Consider the following 16,384-nt stretch of genomic DNA (forward strand, 5'->3'; position numbering starts at 1 on the left):
GGACCGGCGGATCGAGAAGTCCAAGACAGGCTTGAGTGGTGATTGATATCGCTGCACGATAGAACCCGTGGAGCTGCGCCAGCTCGTCTACTTCGAGGCGGTCGTGCGCCACGGCGGCTTCAGCAGGGCGGCCGAGGCGCTGCACGTCGCCCAGCCGGCGATCTCCGCCCAGGTCCGCCGGCTCGAGTCCGAGCTCGGCGTGCGCCTCCTCGCCCGGACGACCCGGCGCGTCGGGCTCACCGAGGCGGGCGAGCTGTTCCTGGTCCGGGCGCGGCGGGTGCTGGGCGAGCTCGACGCAGCGCGCGACGAGGCCGCCGACCTGGCCGCGGTGCTGCGGGGGCGCGTGGTGCTCGGTGCGGCCCCGGTGCTCGCCGGGCTCGACCTGCCGTCGGTCCTCGCCGCCTTCGCGGCTCGCTACCCGGGCGTCGGCCTGACCCTGCGCAGCGGGATCACCGCCGGGCTGCTCGCCGAGCTCGACGCGGGGGCGGTCGACCTCGTCCTCGGACCGATCCACGACGAGTACCGGGTCCGCGACCGCGTCGCGACACCGCTGCTGGACGACGAGCTGGTGCTGCTCACCCCGCCGGGGCACCGTCGCGCCGGGTCCCGGTCGCTCGCCCTCGCCGACCTGCGGGACGACCCGTTCGTCTGCCTCCCGCCCGACAGCGGCCTGCGTCAGGTGCTCGACGCCGCCGCGGTCGACGCCGGGTTCGCGCCGCGCGTGCCGTTCGAGGTGTCGACGCCGGGGGAGGTGCAGGCGCTCGTCGCCGCCGGGCTGGGCGTGGCGCTGCTGGCGGCGTCGACGGTATCGCCGGGCGCGACCATCCATCAGGTGCGGCCGGCGCTGCGCCACCCGCCGGTCGGGCTGCTGCACCGCGAGCTCTCCCCGGCGGCCCGGGCACTCGCGGCGTTCCTCACGGCGGCGGCCTCGGACGTCGGGCGGGGGCGTCCCCAGGACGCCGCGGACGTCGACGCGTGCTCCTGAGGGGCGGCCCGGGCGCGAGCACGAGACCGTCACCCGTCCGTCACCGCCCGTGCTCGTGTCCGTCGCCGTCGTGCGAGCCCGCGGGCGATAGGCATGCGCCCATGGGAGTCCGACGCGTCCTCGTCCTCCCCGCCGGGCTCGTCTGGCGGGCGGTCGGCGCCGGGTGGTGGGTCAGCCGCGGCTGGTACACCTACCGCCCCCGGCTGCTCGCCGTCGTCGACACCGTCACCGACGAGGAGCCGACACCAGCGCACCGGTGACGTCGTCGAGCCGCCGGGTGGCCTCCCCGAACGGCGTGCCCTCCGGGTGCAGGCTCAGCACGACGACGATCCGGTCGTCGCGGTCCCCGACGACGCCCCCGGTGTGCAGGACCGGCCCCTCGGTGTCGATGTCGGGCTCGCTGCCCGTCTGCGCGGGCGCCGGTGGCGCGGCGGCGCGCACCCGGTCGTCGGCGGCGGGGTCGACGACCGGCGCCGGGGTCGGGACGCAGCGCGCGCCGTCGGGCACCTCGCCGAAGCCGGACCATCCCTGCTTCGCGGCCCACGGGCGCCCGGCGGCGGCGTGCGGGAGCCCGCCGTACTGGTCGCGACCGTCGACGGCGCACCGGGTCGTGGCCCGCAGCTCGCCCAGCACGAGGTCGCGGACCCCGGCGGGCGCGGTGTCGAGGAGGTGGCGGTACACGCGGGCGACGTCCTGCGCGCTCGTGGCGGTGTAGCCCCAGCTGGACCGGCTGGCGGGGGGCTCGGTGTCGGTGAGACCGAGACGCGCGACGGAGCGCTCGACGATCGCCGGCGCCCCCTCTCGGGCCCACAGCACGCTGGCCGCGTCGTCGTCGCTGGACCGCAGCATCGCGGAGATCAACTGCCGATCCGGTGCGGCGAGGGGAGTGGGGCGTTCGAGCAGGTCGAGCGCGATCAGGAGCTTGACGAGGGACGCGGACCGGAACTGGTCGTGCCCGTGGTGATCGACGGTCGTCCCGCCCGTGGCCCTGTCGACGACGACGGCGCCGAACCGACTGTCGGGCCAGCGGTCGAACGGCGCGGCCGTGCCGGAGCAGGCGACCAGCCCGGCGGCCACGACGCCCACGGCGGCCAGGGCCACCGAACGGATCGTGAGCCCTCGCATCCGGCGCAGCGTAGGGCCACCGGTCAGGCCTCGCCGAACGTCAGCAGCCCGTCCTCGGTCGCCGCCCGCACCCGGGTCCCCACGGCGAGCCCGGGCCCGCCGCGTCCCATCGCCCGCACGCCGTCGTCGAGGTCGACGAGCACCAGCACGTAGCTCGCCCCCGACGGCGGGTGCACGACGCTGACGGCGGCCACCGACCCGTGTCCCGAGGACACGGATCGCCGCGGTGCCGCCCCGCAGGACGGGCACCCCGTCCGCGGCAGGGTCCAGCGCCGGCCGCAGGACGGGCACGCGTCATGAGTGACGGTCACACGACCTCCAGCACCGCGCTCGCGTGCGCGGACATCACGCCGCCGTCGCCGTGCACGAAACCGACGCGCGGGGCGTCCGGCACCTGGCGCGCGCCGGCCGTCCCGCGCAGCTGCGTCACGACCTCCACGAGGTGCGCCATCCCACCGCCGACCCCGCAGTGCCCGTACGAGAGCAGCCCGCCGTGCGTGTTGAGCGGGAGCGCGCCGTCGCGGGCGAACCGGCCGGCGGCCGCGTCGGCGCCCGCCGTGCCCGGTGCGCAGAAGCCGATCTCCTCGAGCAGGATCGCGAGCGTGACGGTGAAGCTGTCGTAGACCCCGGCGACGTCGACGTCGTCCACCGTGCGGCCGGCCCGGTCCAACGCCGTCGACGCCGCCCGCCGGGCGCCGAGGTCGTCGAGGTCGGCCTCGGTGAGGTGCTGGTGGCGGTGCGCCTCGCCGACGCCGGTGACGGCGACGGCGGCCGGTGCGGCCGTCACCACCACCGCCGCTCCGCCGTCGGAGACCGGGCAGCAGTCGAGCAGGCGCAGGGGTTCGGCGACCGGGCGGGAGGCGAGCACGTCGTCGACCGTGATCGGCTCCGTGAGGTGCGCGCCCGGCGTGGTGGCGGCGTGTGCGCGCATCTGCACGGCGAGGGGAGCGAGATCGGCGGGTGACAGACGGCGCGCGGCCAGGTGCGCCGATGCCAGCAACGCGTAGTACGCCGGCACGGTCCCGCCGAGCGGCACCTCGAGCTCCGCGTGCCCGACCTGCGCGAGCGTGCGGGTCGAGGTCTCCGTGGTCTGGCCGCTCCTCCGGTCCTCGCCGCCGACGACGAGCACGGCCCGCGCGTCGCCCGCGCGCACCAGGCGCACCGCCTGCGCGAGCATCACCAGCCCGGTCGCACCCCCCGCGCTCGTGCCGTGGGCGATCGCCGGCCGCGCCCCGATCCGCTCGGCGAGGAGGTCGGCGGGCATGAGGTGGCCGGCCGTCGTCGCGTAGCCGCAGATCACGGCGTCCACGTCGGGTGCGACCAGCCCCGCGTCCGCGAGCGCGGCCCCGGCCGCGGCGGCCTGCCAGTCGAGCGCGGTCCGCCCGGGCTGCCGGCCGTACGGGGTCGCCGCGATCCCGGCGACGTGCGCCGTGATCGCCATCCGCGCCACTGTCGTCGAGACTGGCGGCGATGTCCACGGACCAGGTGTTCTCGCGCGTGCTCGTCGCCAACCGGGGCGAGATCGCCATCCGGATCGCCCGGGCGCTCGCCGACCTCGGGATCGTGCCCGTCGCCGTGCACGCGACCGACGAGCCGGACGCCCCGCACGTCGCGAAGGCCGACGAGGTCGTCGCGCTGCGCGGCTCCGGCGTCGCCGCCTACCTCGACGTCGACGACCTGCTGCGGGCCGCCGCGGAGGCCGGCGCCGACGCGGTCCATCCCGGGTACGGCTTCCTGTCCGAGAGCCCCGCGTTCGCGCGGGCCTGCGCCGAGCACGGTGTCGTGTTCATCGGGCCGTCGCCCGAGGTGCTGGCCGACCTGGGCGACAAGACCCGCGCCCGCGCGCTCGCCGAGGCCGCCGGGCTCCCCGTGCTCGCCGCGGCCGATCGCGACGGGGCGGCGGCGCTGCTGGAGTCGGCCGGCGCCGTGATGGTCAAGGCGGTCGCCGGGGGCGGCGGCCGGGGCATGCGCCGCGTCACCGACCCCGCCGACCTGCCGGACGCCCTCGCCCGCTGCGCCTCCGAGGCCGGTGCCGCGTTCGGCGACGACCGCGTCTACGTCGAGGAGCTGCTGCGGCCGGCCCGCCACGTCGAGGTGCAGATCCTCGGGGACGGCACCGGGGCGGTGGCCGAGCTCGGCGAGCGCGACTGCTCGGTGCAGCGGCGCCACCAGAAGGTCGTCGAAGTGGCGCCCGCGCCGGGACTCGACCCCGAGGTGCGGGCCGCCCTGCTCGCCGCCGCGGTGCGGCTGGGGGAGTCGGTGCGCTACCGGGGTCTCGGCACGGTCGAGTTCCTCGTCAGCGGCGACCGGTTCGCGTTCATCGAGGTCAACCCGCGGCTGCAGGTCGAGCACACGGTCACCGAGGAGGTCACGGGCGTCGACCTCGTCCGGGCGCAGATCCGGCTCGCGGGCGGGGCGACGCTGGCCGACCTCGGGCCCCTCCCGGCCCCGCGCGGCACGGCGATCCAGGCGCGCATCACCCTCGAGCACACCGACGCCGACGGCACCACGACCCCGACCGCCGGCACGCTCACCGCCTACGAGCTGCCGTCCGGGCGCGGCGTGCGCGTCGACGGCGCCGGCTACGTCGGCTACCGGACGAGCCTGCGCTACGACCCGCTGCTGGCGAAGCTGATCGTCGCCGACCGCGACGCCGACCTCGCCCTCGTCGCCGCGCGGACCGCCCGCGCGCTGTCGGAGGTCAACATCGCCGGCGTCGGGACGAACCTCGACGTGCTCGCCGGCATCGTCGGCCACCCCGCCTTCGCGGCGGGCGAGCTGAGCACCGACTTCCTCGACGACCACCGGCACGAGATCCTCGCGGCGACGCGGCCGCAGCGGTTCGTGGCGTCCGTCGCTGCGGACGAGGCGCCCGCCCCGCGCCCCGACCCCGGCGAGGACGCCGTGCACGCCGCCGCGCCGGGCACCGTCGTCGGCGTCGAGGTCGCCGAGGGCGACGTCGTGCGGGCCGGGCAGGCGCTGGTCGTGCTCGAGGCGATGAAGATGGAGCACGTCGTCGCCGCGCCCGTCGCGGGGGTCGTGGGAACGGTCGCGGTGGCCGCCGGCGACACCGTCGCGGCCGGGGACGCGCTGCTCGTCGTGGCGCCCGACGCGGCGGCGGTCGCGGACGTCGAGGAGGCGGCCGACGTCGATCCTGACCACGTCCGCCCGGACCTGGCGGCGGTGCTCGAGCGCCACGCGATCGGGCGCGACGACCGGCGTCCCGCCGCCGTGGAGAAGCGCCGCCGGACGGGCCTGCGCACCGCCCGCGAGAACCTCGCGCAGCTCTGCGACGACGACAGCTTCGTCGAGTACGGCCCGCTCGCGATCGCGGCGCAGCGGACGCGGCGCTCGCTCGACGACCTCGTGGAACGCACGCCCGCCGACGGCATGCTCGCGGGCACCGCCACGATCAACGCCGACCTCGTCGGCGCCGCGCAGGCGAACGCCGTCGTGCTGGCCTACGACTACACCGTGCTCGCCGGCACCCAGGGGTTCATCAACCATCGCAAGAAGGACCGCGCGCTCCGGATCGCCGAGGAGCGCCGATGGCCACTCGTGGTCTTCGCCGAGGGCGGCGGCGGACGGCCCGGCGACACGGACGGCAGCTGGGCGTCGATGCTCGACGTGCCCACCTTCGAGATCTTCGCGCGCCTGTCGGCGCGGGTCCCGCTGGTGTCGATCGTCGCCGGGCGCTGCTTCGCGGGCAACGCCGCGCTGGCCGGGATGTGCGACGTGATCATCGCCGTCGACGGCGCCAGCCTCGGCATGGGCGGGCCCGCGATGATCGAGGGCGGCGGGCTCGGCGTCGTCGCGCCCCACGACGTGGGCCCCATGGGCGTCCAGGTGACCAACGGCGTCGTCGACGTCCTCGTCGCGGACGAGGAGGAGGCGACCCGCGTCGCGCGGCGCTACCTGTCGTACTTCCAGGGGCCCGTGGCCGACTGGGAGGCGCCCGACCAGCGGCGGCTGCGCCACGTCGTGCCCGAGAACCGGTTGCGTGTCTACGACGTGCGCGCCGTCGTCGAGGGACTCGCCGACGTCGGCTCGGTGCTCGAGCTGCGCCGGGACTTCGCGCCGGGGATCGTCACAACGCTCGTGCGCGTCGAGGGCCGGCCGATGGGGCTGATCGCGAACAACCCCGCCCACCTCGGCGGGGCCATCGACCACGACGCCGCGGACAAGGCGGCCCGGTTCCTGCAGCTGTGCGACGCGTTCGGGCTGCCGGTCGTCTCGCTGTGCGACACCCCGGGGTTCATGGTCGGCCCGGAGTCCGAGACCCACGCGACCGTGCGCCACTTCAGCCGGATGTTCTCCGTCGGCGGGAACCTCTCGGTGCCGATCGGCCTGGTCGTGACGCGCAAGTGCTACGGCCTGGGCGCGCAGGCGATGATGGGCGGCAGCCTCGGGGCGCCGGCGTTCGCCGTGGCGTGGCCGACCGGCGAGTTCGGCGGCATGGGCCTCGAGGGCGCGGTGCGGCTCGGGTACCGCAAGGAGCTCGACGCCGTCGCCGACCCGGACGAGCGCCAGGCGCTCTTCGAGCGCTACGTGGCCGCTGAGTACGAGAAGGGCGGGGCGCTGGCCGTCGCCCAGGTCTACGAGATCGACGACGTCATCGACCCCGCCGACACCCGGCGCTGGATCACCTCGTCGTTCGTGCCCCGCGCGGTCGGTGCGCCGCCGGAGAAGGTCCGGCCGAACATCGACACGTGGTAAGGGTCAGCGCGCGCCGTTGAGTCCCAGGACGTCGAGCCAGGCGCCGATGCCGTCGAGGGCGGCCTTGGCGCCGGCCTCGGTCTCGGCGGCCGGGGTGAACGTGCGGGCGTCGCCCTCGCCGGCGACGTTCTTCATGGCGAACGGAATCGGCACGGTGGCCCGGACCGGCGACATGCCCAGGGCGACCAGCACCGGCAGGAGCGCCTCGGCGGCGCGCGCCCCGGCGGCCACGCCGCCGTAGCCGATCAGCGCCACCGGCTTGCCCACCCACTCCTGGTTGAGGTGGTCGAGGGCGTTCTTCAGGGCGGCGTTGTAGCTGTGGTTGTACTCGGGGTGCACGATCGCGAAGGCGTCCGCGCGGGCGATGGTCGCGCTGAAGGCCTTGGTCGAGTCGAGCGTGTAGTTGGCCAGCCGCGGGTGGTGGGGCTCGGCGAACATCGGCAGGTCGACCTCGGCGAGGTCGACGATCTCGACGTCGTACGCCCCGTGCTCCCGGGCGTACTCGGCGAACCACCGCGCGATCGGCTCGCCGAGGCGACCGGGACGGGTGCTCGCGACGATGATCTGCACCAGGGGGCGGGGGTCGGCCTGCGTCATGAGGGGTGACGTCCTTCCAGATAGTTGTTCTTACAACCATTCTCCTCCTCGACCGCGGAGTCGGCGCGACGAGGCCCGTGCGTCGATACCCCTAGGGGGTATATTGCCGAGCATGGGTTGGGGATCGGTGTCCTGGTCGACGGCCGCGCAGGCCACGCTGCACTGCCTCACCGGCTGCGCGATCGGCGAGGTGCTGGGCATGGTGATCGGTACCGCGTTCGGGTGGCACGGTGCGGCGACGGTCGTGCTCTCGGTGGCGCTCGCCTTCGTCTTCGGCTACGCCCTGACGATGCGCGGCGTGCTGCGCGCCGGGGTCGGGTTCCGGCAGGCCCTGCGGGTGGCGCTGGCCGCGGACACCGTCTCCATCGCCGTCATGGAGATCGTGGACAACGGCCTCATGGTCGCCATCCCGGGCGCCATGGACGCGGGGCTGACCAGCTTCCTGTTCTGGGGCTCGCTCGCGGTGTCGCTCGCGATCGCGTTCGTCCTCACCGTGCCGGTGAACCGCTGGATGATCAGCCGCGGGCGGGGCCACGCGGTGGTGCACGCCTACCACCACGCGTGACTCACCCCCGCAGCGCCGCCTGCAGCTCGGGGTAGGGGATGTCGGCCGGCAGGGGCGTGCCGTCGCGCACGGCCGCGGCGACGTCGAGCGCCGCGTGGAGGGCGGCGCGGTAGGGCAGGGAGCCGGTGCTGACGCGCCGGACGCCGAGGTCGGCGAGCTCCGCGAGCCCGAGGTCGGGCGAGATGAGCGCGTTCACCGGTACCGGGAGCGCGTCCGTCGCGGTCCGCAGCACGTCGCGCTCGCGCAGACCGGGCAGGAACACGCCGTCCGCGCCCGCGCGGACGTAGCGCTCCGCGCGGGTGAGCGCCGCGTCGGCGGTGGCGTCCTGCCCGAGCCAGTAGTTGTCGACCCGCGCGTTGACGAACACCCCGGGGCAGCGCCGCTTGATCGCCGCGACCTTGGCGGCGTGGGCCTCGGGGTCGATCAGCGCCTCGGCGGTGCTGTCCTCGACGTTGATCCCGACGGCGCCGGCCTCGGCGAGCCGGGCGACGTAGTCGGCGACCGCATCCGGGTCGTCGGCGTACCCGTCCTCGATGTCGACGCTGAGCGGGACCGGGAGCCCCTGCAGTGCCCGGGCGAGGGCGACGTTGGCCTCGGCGCTCGCGCGGTCGCCGTCGGGGCGGGCCAGTGAGGCGGCCACGCCGAAGCTCGTCGTCCCGACCGCCGGGTGGCCGGCGCGGGCGAATGCCCGCGCGGACGTCACGTCCCAGGCGTTGGGCAGCAGCAGCGGCGTCGACCCGTGGTGCAGCTCGGCGAAGGTGGTGGTGGCGCTCACCGCGGGAGTCTCCCGCGCGCACGGGGACGCGGGCGAGCGGCTGGCTAGTCTCGGGTGCGTGTCCGGTGTGTCGGGATCGCGCGGGTGAAGAGGGTCCTGGCGCTCGGCGCCGTCGGGTGTCTCGTGCTCGGGATCCTCGTGGTGGTGGCGGCGAACGTTCTCGTCGTCCAGCGGACGGACCATCTCGTGACACCGGACGCCGCCGCCGTGCGGTCCGCCCAGGTTGCGATCGTGCCCGGCTCGCTGGTCCGGTCCGACGGCTCGCTCGGCGCGGTGGTGCGCCAGCGGGTGGAGACCGGCGTGGCGCTGTACCGGGCGGGTCGGGTCGGGAAGCTCCTGATGTCCGGGGACAACGGACGTCCCGAATACAACGAGCCCGACGCGATGCGTGACGCCGCCCTCGCGGCCGGCGTGTCTCCCGAGGACGTCTTCACCGACTACGCCGGGTTCGACACCTGGCACACCATGCGCCGCGCCCATGACGTGTTCGGGGTGACGAGCGCGGTCGTCGTCACGCAGGCGCCGAGCGCCGCGCGGGCGGTCGACCTCGCGCGGGCGGCGGGGCTCGACGCCCAGGGCCTCGTGGCGGGCGACGGCGGACGGGCAGGTCGCGAGGTGCTCGCGCGCGTGCGCGGTGTCATCCAGGCGACGCTGCGGCCCGCCGTGGTCGGCGGCCCGCCGATCCCGATCTCCGGGGATGGGCGGTCGTCGTGGGCGCAGGTCGCGCCGGCTGTGGTCCCCGGTTAGGCCGGAGCGGGGAGTGGGCCGCCGGGGCGTGGCTGTTGGGTGGGGTCGATCCAGGGTGGCGGGGTGAACCAGGGCCGGTGGTCGATCATCTCGACGAGCCAGCCGGCGTGGTGGATCTGCTGGTGGTGGTGCGTGCAGAGCAGCACGAGGTTGTCGATCTCGGTGGGGCCGCCGTGGCCCCAGAATCTGATGTGGTGGGCGTGGCAGCGGCGGGGTCGTCGGGTGCAGCCGGGGAACGCGCAGCCTTGGTCGCGGACGGTGAGCGCGCGGCGCAGGGCGTCGGGGACGGTGCGGGAGCGGCGGCCGATGTCGAGGGGTTCGGAGCGGGTGCCGAGCACGATCGGGATGATGTCGGCGTCGCAGGCCAGCCGCCGCAGGGTGGCGGCGTCGATGGGGTGCTGGTTGTCGAGGAGGCCGTGCCCGACGGCGCGGCGTAGCCAGTCGTGGTCGATGGTGACCGTGATCAGCGCCCGCCCCGCGCTACCTGCGGGCGAAGTGGCGGCCGCGGTTGATGTCTTCTCGGGTTCGGGGCGTCGTGGTTCCGGGATCAGCGCGTCCTGACCGTCGGTCGGCTCGGTCGGCTCGGTCGGCTCGGTCGGCTCGGTCGGCTCGGTCGGCTCGCCCGGCTCGCCCGGCTCGGTCGGCTCGGTCGGCTCGGTCGGCTCGTCGGTCGGCTCGGCGGTCGGCTCGGCGGTCGGCTCGTCGGTCGGCTCGTCGGTCGGCTCGGTCGGCTCGTCGTGGGTCCAGCCGGCCGGTTCGGGGGTGGCGGGCTGGTCGGGTCGGGGTTCGCGGCGGGTGTCGGTGATCAGCCCGCCGGGGCCGAAGGCGTGGGCGAACAGTTCTTTGAGCGCTTCGGCGCGGCGCACGGCCACGTCGCGGTGGTCCTCGGGGCCGGCGGGCCCGGAGAGGACGTCGAACCCGTGGTCGATCATCGTGGCGGCGATGACGTCGCTGAGGCGGGCGTGCAGGTCCAGGGTGCCGTTGCGGTGGCGCAGCAGCTGCACGGTGTCCGGGCCGTCCTCGCCCGGTGTCGGGGCGGCGCCGTCGGGGTCGAGGTGGGCCAGCAGCCGCTGCGCGGCCCGGGTCAACCCGGCCGGGGACAGCGCCCGCGCCTTCTCCGCGAGGGTCTGCTCGGCTTCGGCGACCACCTCCGGGGTGAGGTGTTCGAGGGCGGCGATGCGGGTCAAGGTCCGCCGGATGATGACGATGTGCGCCTCACCGACCGCCCCGTCGGCCAGGGCGGCCGCGGTGTGGGGCAGCCGCGGCGGCAGGGGTTCGCCGCTGACCGTGACCCGGGGGGTGAGGTCGCGGGCCTCGTCGACCAGCCGGGTCGCCTCCCGGCGGTCGCAGCGGGCGAGGTTCTCCACCAGTCGTTCGACCAGCCGGTCCCCGGTCCGGTCGGCCACCCCGGCACGGTCGAGCTCGGCCACATCCTCGAGCAGCCGGTAGTGCTCCACCCCCCGAGCAGCGAAGCGGGCGCGGGTACGGGCAAGCAGCTCCCGCTCCGCCGCACCCACCGGTTCGCTCATGTGTTCGAGTCTACCGCACATCGGCGACACCGGCGACAAACAACGACAACGACGTCACCCACGATCGTCTCCAGCGTCCGCGGTGATCGTGGCGTCTTTCCTGACGTTGAACGTCAGCGTGGCCGCCAGGCTGAGACACCCCGTGCCGAGTTCGCCAGGAGGGGTAGCGCGGCCGGTGAGGATCGAGAACGAGTGCGGCGAGCGGAGGGCGCATGATCGACACGACGATCGTCGGGCGCGAGTTGACGAGCGAGGTGATCACCCTCGAGCGCAGCAGGCTCCGCCTCTTCGCCCGACTCCTGGGCTACCCGGCCGACGGGGTCCATCGCGACCTCGCCGCCGCGGGCGCCGCCGGCCACCCGGACCTCGTCGTGCCGCCGACGTACCTCGCGGGCCTCGAGACCGAGACCGAAGCGATCTACCGGACGCTCGAGGACGTCGGCGTCGACCTCGCGACCGTCCTCAACGGCGAGCAGCACTTCACCCACCACCGCACCCTCCACGCCGGCGACCAGATCGTCTTCGTCACCCGGATCACCGACGTCTACGCACGCAGCGAGGGGCGTCTCGAATTCCTCGTGCGCGACACCGCCGTGACGCGCGACGGCGAGCTCGTCGCCGAGCTGCGCAACGTCATCGTCGTGGTGCACCGGGAGGCGGCGTGACCGCGCTCGAGGTCGGTGCCGAGCTCGGCCCCGTCGAGACCGGGCCGATCACCCGCGCGATGCTCGCGCTGTTCGCCGGGGCGTCCGGCGACCACAACCCGATCCACATCGACACCGACGTCGCCCGCGCCGCCGGCTTCGACGACGTCTTCGCCCACGGCATGGTCGCGATGGGTTACCTCGGTCGCGTGCTCGTGGCGTGGTTCCCACAGGAGCAGGTGCGCTCGCTGGGCGGCCGCTTCCGCCGGATCACCCCGGTGCACGCCCGGCCCCGGTGTCGCGGGCGTGTGGAGGAGATCGTCGAGGTCGACGGCGAGCGACGCGCCCGCCTCGCGCTGTGGGTGGAGATCGACGACGAGGGCCCGGTGATCACCGGGTCGGCGGAGGTGGCGTTGGGTTGACCGGTCCGGCCGACTGCCGTTCGGCACAGCGTGCTCGTCACGTCGGCGTAGGAGCCGCTCGATGCGACGGTCGGGTGGCGTCGCCCACCGGATCTGTGACGCCCCGCGAGCACTTTCTTGACCCACTTCGGGCTCCGCGGGGACAGAATCGAGGGGCCGGCCACCCGTGCCCGAGATCCCTGGAGCGATCGATGAAGAAGCTTCTCAACGACCCGGCCAACCTCGTCGCGGAGTCGTTGCGCGGGGTGGAGCGCGCCCACCCCGAGATCCGTGTCGACCACGAGAACCGGATCCTCTACCGCGCCGACGCGCCGGTGTCGGGCAAGGTCGGGCTGCTCTCGGGCGGGGGCAGCGGGCACGAGCCCGCGCACGCCGGGTTCATCGGCCCCGGCATGCTCGACGCGGTCTGTGCCGGCGAGGTGTTCACCTCCCCGGTGCCCGACCAGATGGCCGAGGCCACGAAGCAGATCGACGGCGGCGCGGGCGTGCTGCACCTCGTCTGGAACTACACCGGCGACGTCATGAACTTCGACATGGCCGCCGAGCTCGCCGCCGCCGAGACCGACACCGAGGTCCAGGCGGTCGTCATGAACGACGACGTCGCGGTCGAGGACAGCCTGTTCACCGCCGGGCGCCGCGGCACCGGTGCGGCCATCGCCGTCGAGAAGATCGTCGGCGCCGCCGCCGAGCAGGGCCGCAGCCTGTCCGAGCTGGCCGACCTCGCCCGCCGCGTCAACGACAGCTCCCGCAGCATGGGGATGGCGCTGACGTCGTGCACCGTCCCGGCCAAGGGCAGCCCCACCTTCGACCTGCCCGACGACGAGATCGAGATCGGGATCGGCATCCACGGCGAGCCGGGCCGGCGCCGAGTGCCGCTCGCGTCCGCCCACGACATCGCCGAGATGCTCGTCGACCCGATCCTCGCCGACCGCGACTTCACCGGCGGCGAGGGCGTGTTCGTGTTCGTCAACGGCATGGGCGCCACCCCGAACCTCGAGCTGTACCTCATGTACAACGAGATCGCCGCCCTCCTCGACAAGGCCGGCATCGTCCCGGTCCGCTCGCTCGTGGGCCCGTACGTCACCAGCCTCGACATGGCCGGGTGCCTGGTGTCGATCACCCGTCTCGACGACGACATGCTCCGCCTCTGGGACGCCCCGGTCGCCACCTCGGCCCTGCGCTGGGGCATGTGATGGCGGATGTCGACACCGACACCCTGCTGCGGTGGCTGCGGACGTTCGCCGCGTCCGTCGCCGCGCAGAAGGACACCCTGACCGCCCTCGACGCCGCCATCGGCGACGCCGACCACGGCGCGAACATGGATCGCGGCATGGCGGCGGTCGTCGACGCCCTCGCGGCGACGCCCCCGGCGGACCCGGCGGCGCTGTTCAAGCAGGCCGGGATGACGCTGGTGAAGTCGGTCGGGGGCGCGAGCGGGCCGCTCTACGGCACGTTCTTCCTGCGCATGGCCCCGGCCACCGGCGGCGCGGCGACGCTCGACCCCGAGACGTTCGCGAAGGCGCTGCGGGCCGGCGTCGAGGGCGTCGTCGCCCGCGGGAAGGCCGAGCCCGGCGACAAGACGATGTACGACGCGCTCGCCCCGGCCCTCGACGCGCTCGACGGGGCCCTGAGCAGCGGGGAGTCGCTGGCCGACGCCCTGCGCGCCGCGTCGGCGGCCGCCGACGAGGGCCGCGACGCGACGACGCCGGTCGTCGCCCGCAAGGGCCGCGCGAGCTACCTCGGTGAGCGCAGCGCCGGTCACCAGGACCCGGGTGCGACCTCGGCCGCCCTCCTCGTCGCCGCGGCGGCCACGGCCGTCGCGGAGCAGGAGCCAGAGCAGGGGGCGGGGTGACGGTCGGTCTCGTCGTCGTCTCCCACAGCCGGGCCCTCGCCGACGCGGCGGTGGGCCTGGCGGGGGAGATGGTCTCGGGCGGCGGGGTGGCGCTCGAGGTCGCCGCCGGTCTCGACGACGGCGGGTTCGGCACCGACGCCGTGGCGATCGGCGAGGCGATCGCGGCCGCCGACCGGGGCGACGGCGTCGTCGTGCTGATGGACCTCGGCAGCGCCGTCCTCTCGGCCGAGCTCGCGCTCGAGCTGGTCGACGACGACGTCCGCGGGCGCGCCGTGCTGTGCCCCGCGCCGCTGGTCGAGGGCCTCGTCGTCGCGGCGGTCAGCGCCGCGGGCGGGGCCTCGACCGCGGAGGTCGCGGCGGAGGCGGCCGGCGCGCTCGACGCCAAGACGGCCCACCTGGGCGGGGCCGTCGCGGAGCCGACCCCGCAGGAGTCCGTGAGCGGGCCCGGGGAGACCGCCACCTTCACCGTCCGGATGCCGCACGGGCTGCACGCCCGCCCCGCCGCGCAGCTCGTGTCGGCGGTGCGCGGCCTCGACGCCGACGTCCGGCTGCGCAACGTCACGCTCGACGGGCCCGAGGTGTCCGGCGCGAGCCTGTCGAAGGTCGCGACGCTCGGTGCCCTGCAGGGGCACGAGGTCGCCGTCCGGGCGCACGGTGACGACGCCGCCGAGGCCGTGCGCCGCCTGCTCGCGCTGGCCGAGGACGACTTCGGCGAGTCCGCCGGCACCGGAGAGGTCGCCCCCGTCCCCACCGGGCGCCCGATCCCGGCCTCACCCGGGATCGGCCTCGGCGCGGTGCGGACGACCGGGACGACGGCCGTCGAGGTGCCGCCCGCCCGGCCCGGCACGCCCGACGAGCAGCGCGGTCGTCTGGACGAGGCCCGCACCGACGTCCGCGGCCGGTTGCAGACCGTCCGCGACCGCGCGGCCCGGGAGATCGGGACGGCCGAGGCCGCGATCTTCGACGCGCAGCTGCTGCTCCTCGACGACCCCGACGTGCTCGACGACGCCGGTGCGCGGGTCGACGCCGGCGCCGATGCGGCGCGGGCCTGGGCGGACGCCCTCGACGAGGTCGAGGGCCGGCTCGCGGCCGCCCCCGACGAGTACATGCGGGCCCGGGCCCGCGACGTCGCCGACGTGCGCGACCAGGTGCTGCGCGCCCTCGGCGGCGTCGTGCCGGAGGACGCTGCGGGCGAGGGGATCCTCGTCGCCGACGACCTCACCCCCGCCGACGCCGCCGTGCTCGACCCGGCCCGGACGCCGGCCGTCGTCCTCGCCGGCAGCAGCCCGACCGCCCACGCCGCGATCCTGCTGCGGGCCCGCGGCGTCCCCGCGGTCGTCGGCGTCGGTGCGGCACTTGCGGCGCGGGCACGCGAGGCCGGCGTCCTCGCCGTCGACGGGACCACCGGCGACGTCGTGGTCGACCCGGACCCCGCCACCCTCGCCGACTTCCGTGCCCGCGCGCAGGCGCTGGCCGATCGTCGCGACGACGCCCTGCGCGCGGCCCACGAACCCGCCGTCACGCGCGACGGGACCACCGTGCTCGTCGGCGCCAACGTCGGCTCGGCCGCCGACGCCGCGGCCGCCGTCGGGGCCGACCTCGCCGGGCTGGTCCGCACCGAGTTCTGCTTCCTCGACCGCCACGACGCCCCCGACGTCGACGAGCAGGAAGCCGCCTACCGGGCGATCGCCGAGGCGATGGGCGGGCAGCGCATCACCCTGCGCACCCTCGACGTCGGTGGTGACAAGCCCCTGGACTACCTGCCGATGCCGCCGGAGGCCAACCCGTTCCTCGGGGTGCGCGGGCTGCGCCTCGCGCTGGCCCGCCCGCAGCTGCTCGCCGACCAGCTGCAGGCCGTCGTGCGGGTCGCCCACGACCACCCGGTGGACGTCATGTTCCCCATGGTCGCGGACGTCCACGAGCTCACCGCCGCCCGGCAGGCCCTCGACGACGCCGTCGCCGCGGTCGGCCGCGGACGTCCGGACGGGCTCCGCGTGGGGATCATGGTCGAGATCCCGGCGACGGCGCTCAAGTCGGCCGCGTTCGCCCCGCACGTCGACTTCCTCTCGATCGGCACCAACGACCTCACCCAGTACGCGCTGGCCGCCGAGCGCGGCAACGACGCGGTCGCGGCGATCGGCGACGCCCTCGACCCGGGCGTGCTCGCGCTGATCGCGGCCACGTCCCGCGGCGCGGGCGACGACGTCCTCGTCGCGGTCTGCGGCGAGCTGGCGGGCGACGAGCGGGCCGCCGCCCTGCTGATCGGCCTCGGGGTGCGCGAGCTCAGCGTCGCCCCGGCCGCCGTCGCCGGGGTGAAGCAGGCCGTGCGTGCCGTCGACCTGGACGCGGCGCGCGAGCTCGCCGCGGCGGCGCTCGGGAGCCCCGACGCGCGGGCGGTGCGGGGGCTGCTGGGCTGATCGCGCGCCC

The 16,384-nt window shown here is 75.5% G+C and carries 16 protein-coding genes; 10 read left to right on the forward strand and 6 right to left on the reverse strand.

All coding sequences use genetic code 11. The features are described from left to right. Positions 1 to 67 precede the first annotated feature (67 nt). Both WCD41_RS01775 and WCD41_RS01780 read left to right on the forward strand, forming a co-directional pair. Entirely contained in the window at positions 68 to 985 is a 918-nt protein-coding gene (locus tag WCD41_RS01775; protein ID WP_337711657.1) for a LysR family transcriptional regulator, read from the forward strand. Between the two features lie 101 nt (positions 986 to 1,086). Further along, positions 1,087 to 1,245 carry a hypothetical protein gene (locus tag WCD41_RS01780; protein ID WP_337711658.1) on the forward strand — a complete coding sequence of 53 codons (159 nt, stop codon included), beginning with the start codon at positions 1,087 to 1,089 and terminating at the stop codon, positions 1,243 to 1,245. Here the strand turns inward: WCD41_RS01780 and WCD41_RS01785 are convergent. The 3 genes from WCD41_RS01785 to WCD41_RS01795 form a co-directional block, all read right to left on the reverse strand. Beyond that, positions 1,211 to 2,110, reverse strand: a complete 900-nt coding sequence (locus WCD41_RS01785) for a serine hydrolase (protein ID WP_337711659.1) — start codon at positions 2,108 to 2,110, stop codon at positions 1,211 to 1,213. The genes WCD41_RS01780 and WCD41_RS01785 overlap by 35 nt on opposite strands. Before the next feature lie 23 nt (positions 2,111 to 2,133). Beyond that, on the reverse strand, positions 2,134 to 2,304 hold the full coding sequence (locus tag WCD41_RS01790; protein WP_337711660.1) for a PhlB family protein: 171 nt from the start codon (positions 2,302 to 2,304) through the stop codon (positions 2,134 to 2,136). A 113-nt stretch (positions 2,305 to 2,417) separates the two neighbouring features. Next, complete coding sequence (locus WCD41_RS01795; RefSeq protein ID WP_337711661.1) at positions 2,418 to 3,551, reverse strand: thiolase family protein; 1,134 nt, start codon at positions 3,549 to 3,551, stop codon at positions 2,418 to 2,420. A 29-nt stretch (positions 3,552 to 3,580) separates the two neighbouring features. Between WCD41_RS01795 and WCD41_RS01800 the strand changes: the two genes are divergently transcribed. Continuing rightward, on the forward strand, positions 3,581 to 6,826 hold the full coding sequence (locus WCD41_RS01800) for a carboxyl transferase domain-containing protein (protein ID WP_337711662.1): 3,246 nt from the start codon (positions 3,581 to 3,583) through the stop codon (positions 6,824 to 6,826). A 3-nt stretch (positions 6,827 to 6,829) separates the two neighbouring features. Here WCD41_RS01800 and WCD41_RS01805 read toward each other — a convergent pair whose 3' ends face one another. Further along, positions 6,830 to 7,423, reverse strand: coding sequence for an NADPH-dependent FMN reductase (locus tag WCD41_RS01805; RefSeq protein WP_337711663.1), 594 nt, complete (start codon positions 7,421 to 7,423; stop codon positions 6,830 to 6,832). 112 nt (positions 7,424 to 7,535) lie between these two features. Between WCD41_RS01805 and WCD41_RS01810 the strand changes: the two genes are divergently transcribed. Further along, a complete protein-coding gene (locus WCD41_RS01810; RefSeq protein WP_337711664.1) occupies positions 7,536 to 7,988 on the forward strand; it encodes a DUF4396 domain-containing protein in 453 nt (150 codons plus the stop codon). A 1-nt stretch (position 7,989) separates the two neighbouring features. Here WCD41_RS01810 and WCD41_RS01815 read toward each other — a convergent pair whose 3' ends face one another. Beyond that, the gene (locus WCD41_RS01815; protein ID WP_337711665.1) at positions 7,990 to 8,763 is read right to left on the reverse strand and encodes an isocitrate lyase/PEP mutase family protein; all 774 of its coding nucleotides are present in this window, start codon (positions 8,761 to 8,763) and stop codon (positions 7,990 to 7,992) included. 84 nt (positions 8,764 to 8,847) lie between these two features. On the opposite strand from WCD41_RS01815, the gene WCD41_RS01820 reads away from it, so the two are divergent. After that, positions 8,848 to 9,510 (forward strand): SanA/YdcF family protein, encoded by a 663-nt coding sequence (locus tag WCD41_RS01820; protein ID WP_337711666.1) that lies wholly within the window; start codon positions 8,848 to 8,850, stop codon positions 9,508 to 9,510. On the opposite strand, the gene WCD41_RS01825 is transcribed toward WCD41_RS01820, so the two are convergent. Next, positions 9,507 to 11,039: a DUF222 domain-containing protein gene (locus tag WCD41_RS01825; protein ID WP_337711667.1), complete on the reverse strand. Its 1,533-nt coding sequence runs from the start codon at positions 11,037 to 11,039 to the stop codon at positions 9,507 to 9,509. The genes WCD41_RS01820 and WCD41_RS01825 overlap by 4 nt on opposite strands. A 212-nt stretch (positions 11,040 to 11,251) precedes the next feature. Between WCD41_RS01825 and WCD41_RS01830 the strand changes: the two genes are divergently transcribed. The 5 genes from WCD41_RS01830 to ptsP all read left to right on the forward strand — a co-directional run bounded on the left by WCD41_RS01830 (position 11,252) and on the right by ptsP (position 16,374). Beyond that, positions 11,252 to 11,704: an FAS1-like dehydratase domain-containing protein gene (locus tag WCD41_RS01830; RefSeq protein ID WP_337711668.1), complete on the forward strand. Its 453-nt coding sequence runs from the start codon at positions 11,252 to 11,254 to the stop codon at positions 11,702 to 11,704. Further along, entirely contained in the window at positions 11,701 to 12,105 is a 405-nt protein-coding gene (locus WCD41_RS01835) for a MaoC/PaaZ C-terminal domain-containing protein (RefSeq protein ID WP_337711669.1), read from the forward strand. The genes WCD41_RS01830 and WCD41_RS01835 overlap by 4 nt, the downstream gene beginning before the upstream one ends. Positions 12,106 to 12,296: 191 nt before the next feature. Then, positions 12,297 to 13,298 carry a dihydroxyacetone kinase subunit DhaK gene (gene dhaK, locus WCD41_RS01840; protein WP_337711670.1) on the forward strand — a complete coding sequence of 334 codons (1,002 nt, stop codon included), beginning with the start codon at positions 12,297 to 12,299 and terminating at the stop codon, positions 13,296 to 13,298. Continuing rightward, positions 13,298 to 13,957 (forward strand): dihydroxyacetone kinase subunit DhaL, encoded by a 660-nt coding sequence (gene dhaL, locus WCD41_RS01845; protein WP_337711671.1) that lies wholly within the window; start codon positions 13,298 to 13,300, stop codon positions 13,955 to 13,957. Before dhaK ends, dhaL begins: the two co-directional genes overlap by 1 nt. Further along, the gene (gene ptsP, locus WCD41_RS01850; RefSeq protein ID WP_337711672.1) at positions 13,954 to 16,374 is read left to right on the forward strand and encodes a phosphoenolpyruvate--protein phosphotransferase; all 2,421 of its coding nucleotides are present in this window, start codon (positions 13,954 to 13,956) and stop codon (positions 16,372 to 16,374) included. Before dhaL ends, ptsP begins: the two co-directional genes overlap by 4 nt. Positions 16,375 to 16,384: the final 10 nt, after the last annotated feature.

It is taken from the genome of Actinomycetospora aeridis (assembly GCF_037400275.1).
GTDB classification, from domain to species: domain Bacteria; phylum Actinomycetota; class Actinomycetes; order Mycobacteriales; family Pseudonocardiaceae; genus Actinomycetospora; species Actinomycetospora aeridis.

Bases quoted from the DNA above. Each gene is read 5' to 3' on its own strand.
- WCD41_RS01780 (WP_337711658.1), top strand. From the start codon at position 1,087: ATGGGAGTCCGACGCGTCCTCGTCCTCCCCGCCGGGCTCGTCTGGCGG.
- dhaL (WP_337711671.1), top strand. From the start codon at position 13,298: ATGGCGGATGTCGACACCGACACCCTGCTGCGGTGGCTGCGGACGTTC.
- WCD41_RS01810 (WP_337711664.1), top strand. From the start codon at position 7,536: ATGGGTTGGGGATCGGTGTCCTGGTCGACGGCCGCGCAGGCCACGCTG.
- WCD41_RS01795 (WP_337711661.1), bottom strand. From the start codon at position 3,551: ATGGCGATCACGGCGCACGTCGCCGGGATCGCGGCGACCCCGTACGGC.
- WCD41_RS01785 (WP_337711659.1), bottom strand. From the start codon at position 2,110: ATGCGAGGGCTCACGATCCGTTCGGTGGCCCTGGCCGCCGTGGGCGTC.
- WCD41_RS01800 (WP_337711662.1), top strand. From the start codon at position 3,581: ATGTCCACGGACCAGGTGTTCTCGCGCGTGCTCGTCGCCAACCGGGGC.
- dhaK (WP_337711670.1), top strand. From the start codon at position 12,297: ATGAAGAAGCTTCTCAACGACCCGGCCAACCTCGTCGCGGAGTCGTTG.
- WCD41_RS01805 (WP_337711663.1), bottom strand. From the start codon at position 7,423: ATGACGCAGGCCGACCCCCGCCCCCTGGTGCAGATCATCGTCGCGAGC.
- WCD41_RS01825 (WP_337711667.1), bottom strand. From the start codon at position 11,039: ATGAGCGAACCGGTGGGTGCGGCGGAGCGGGAGCTGCTTGCCCGTACC.
- WCD41_RS01830 (WP_337711668.1), top strand. From the start codon at position 11,252: ATGATCGACACGACGATCGTCGGGCGCGAGTTGACGAGCGAGGTGATC.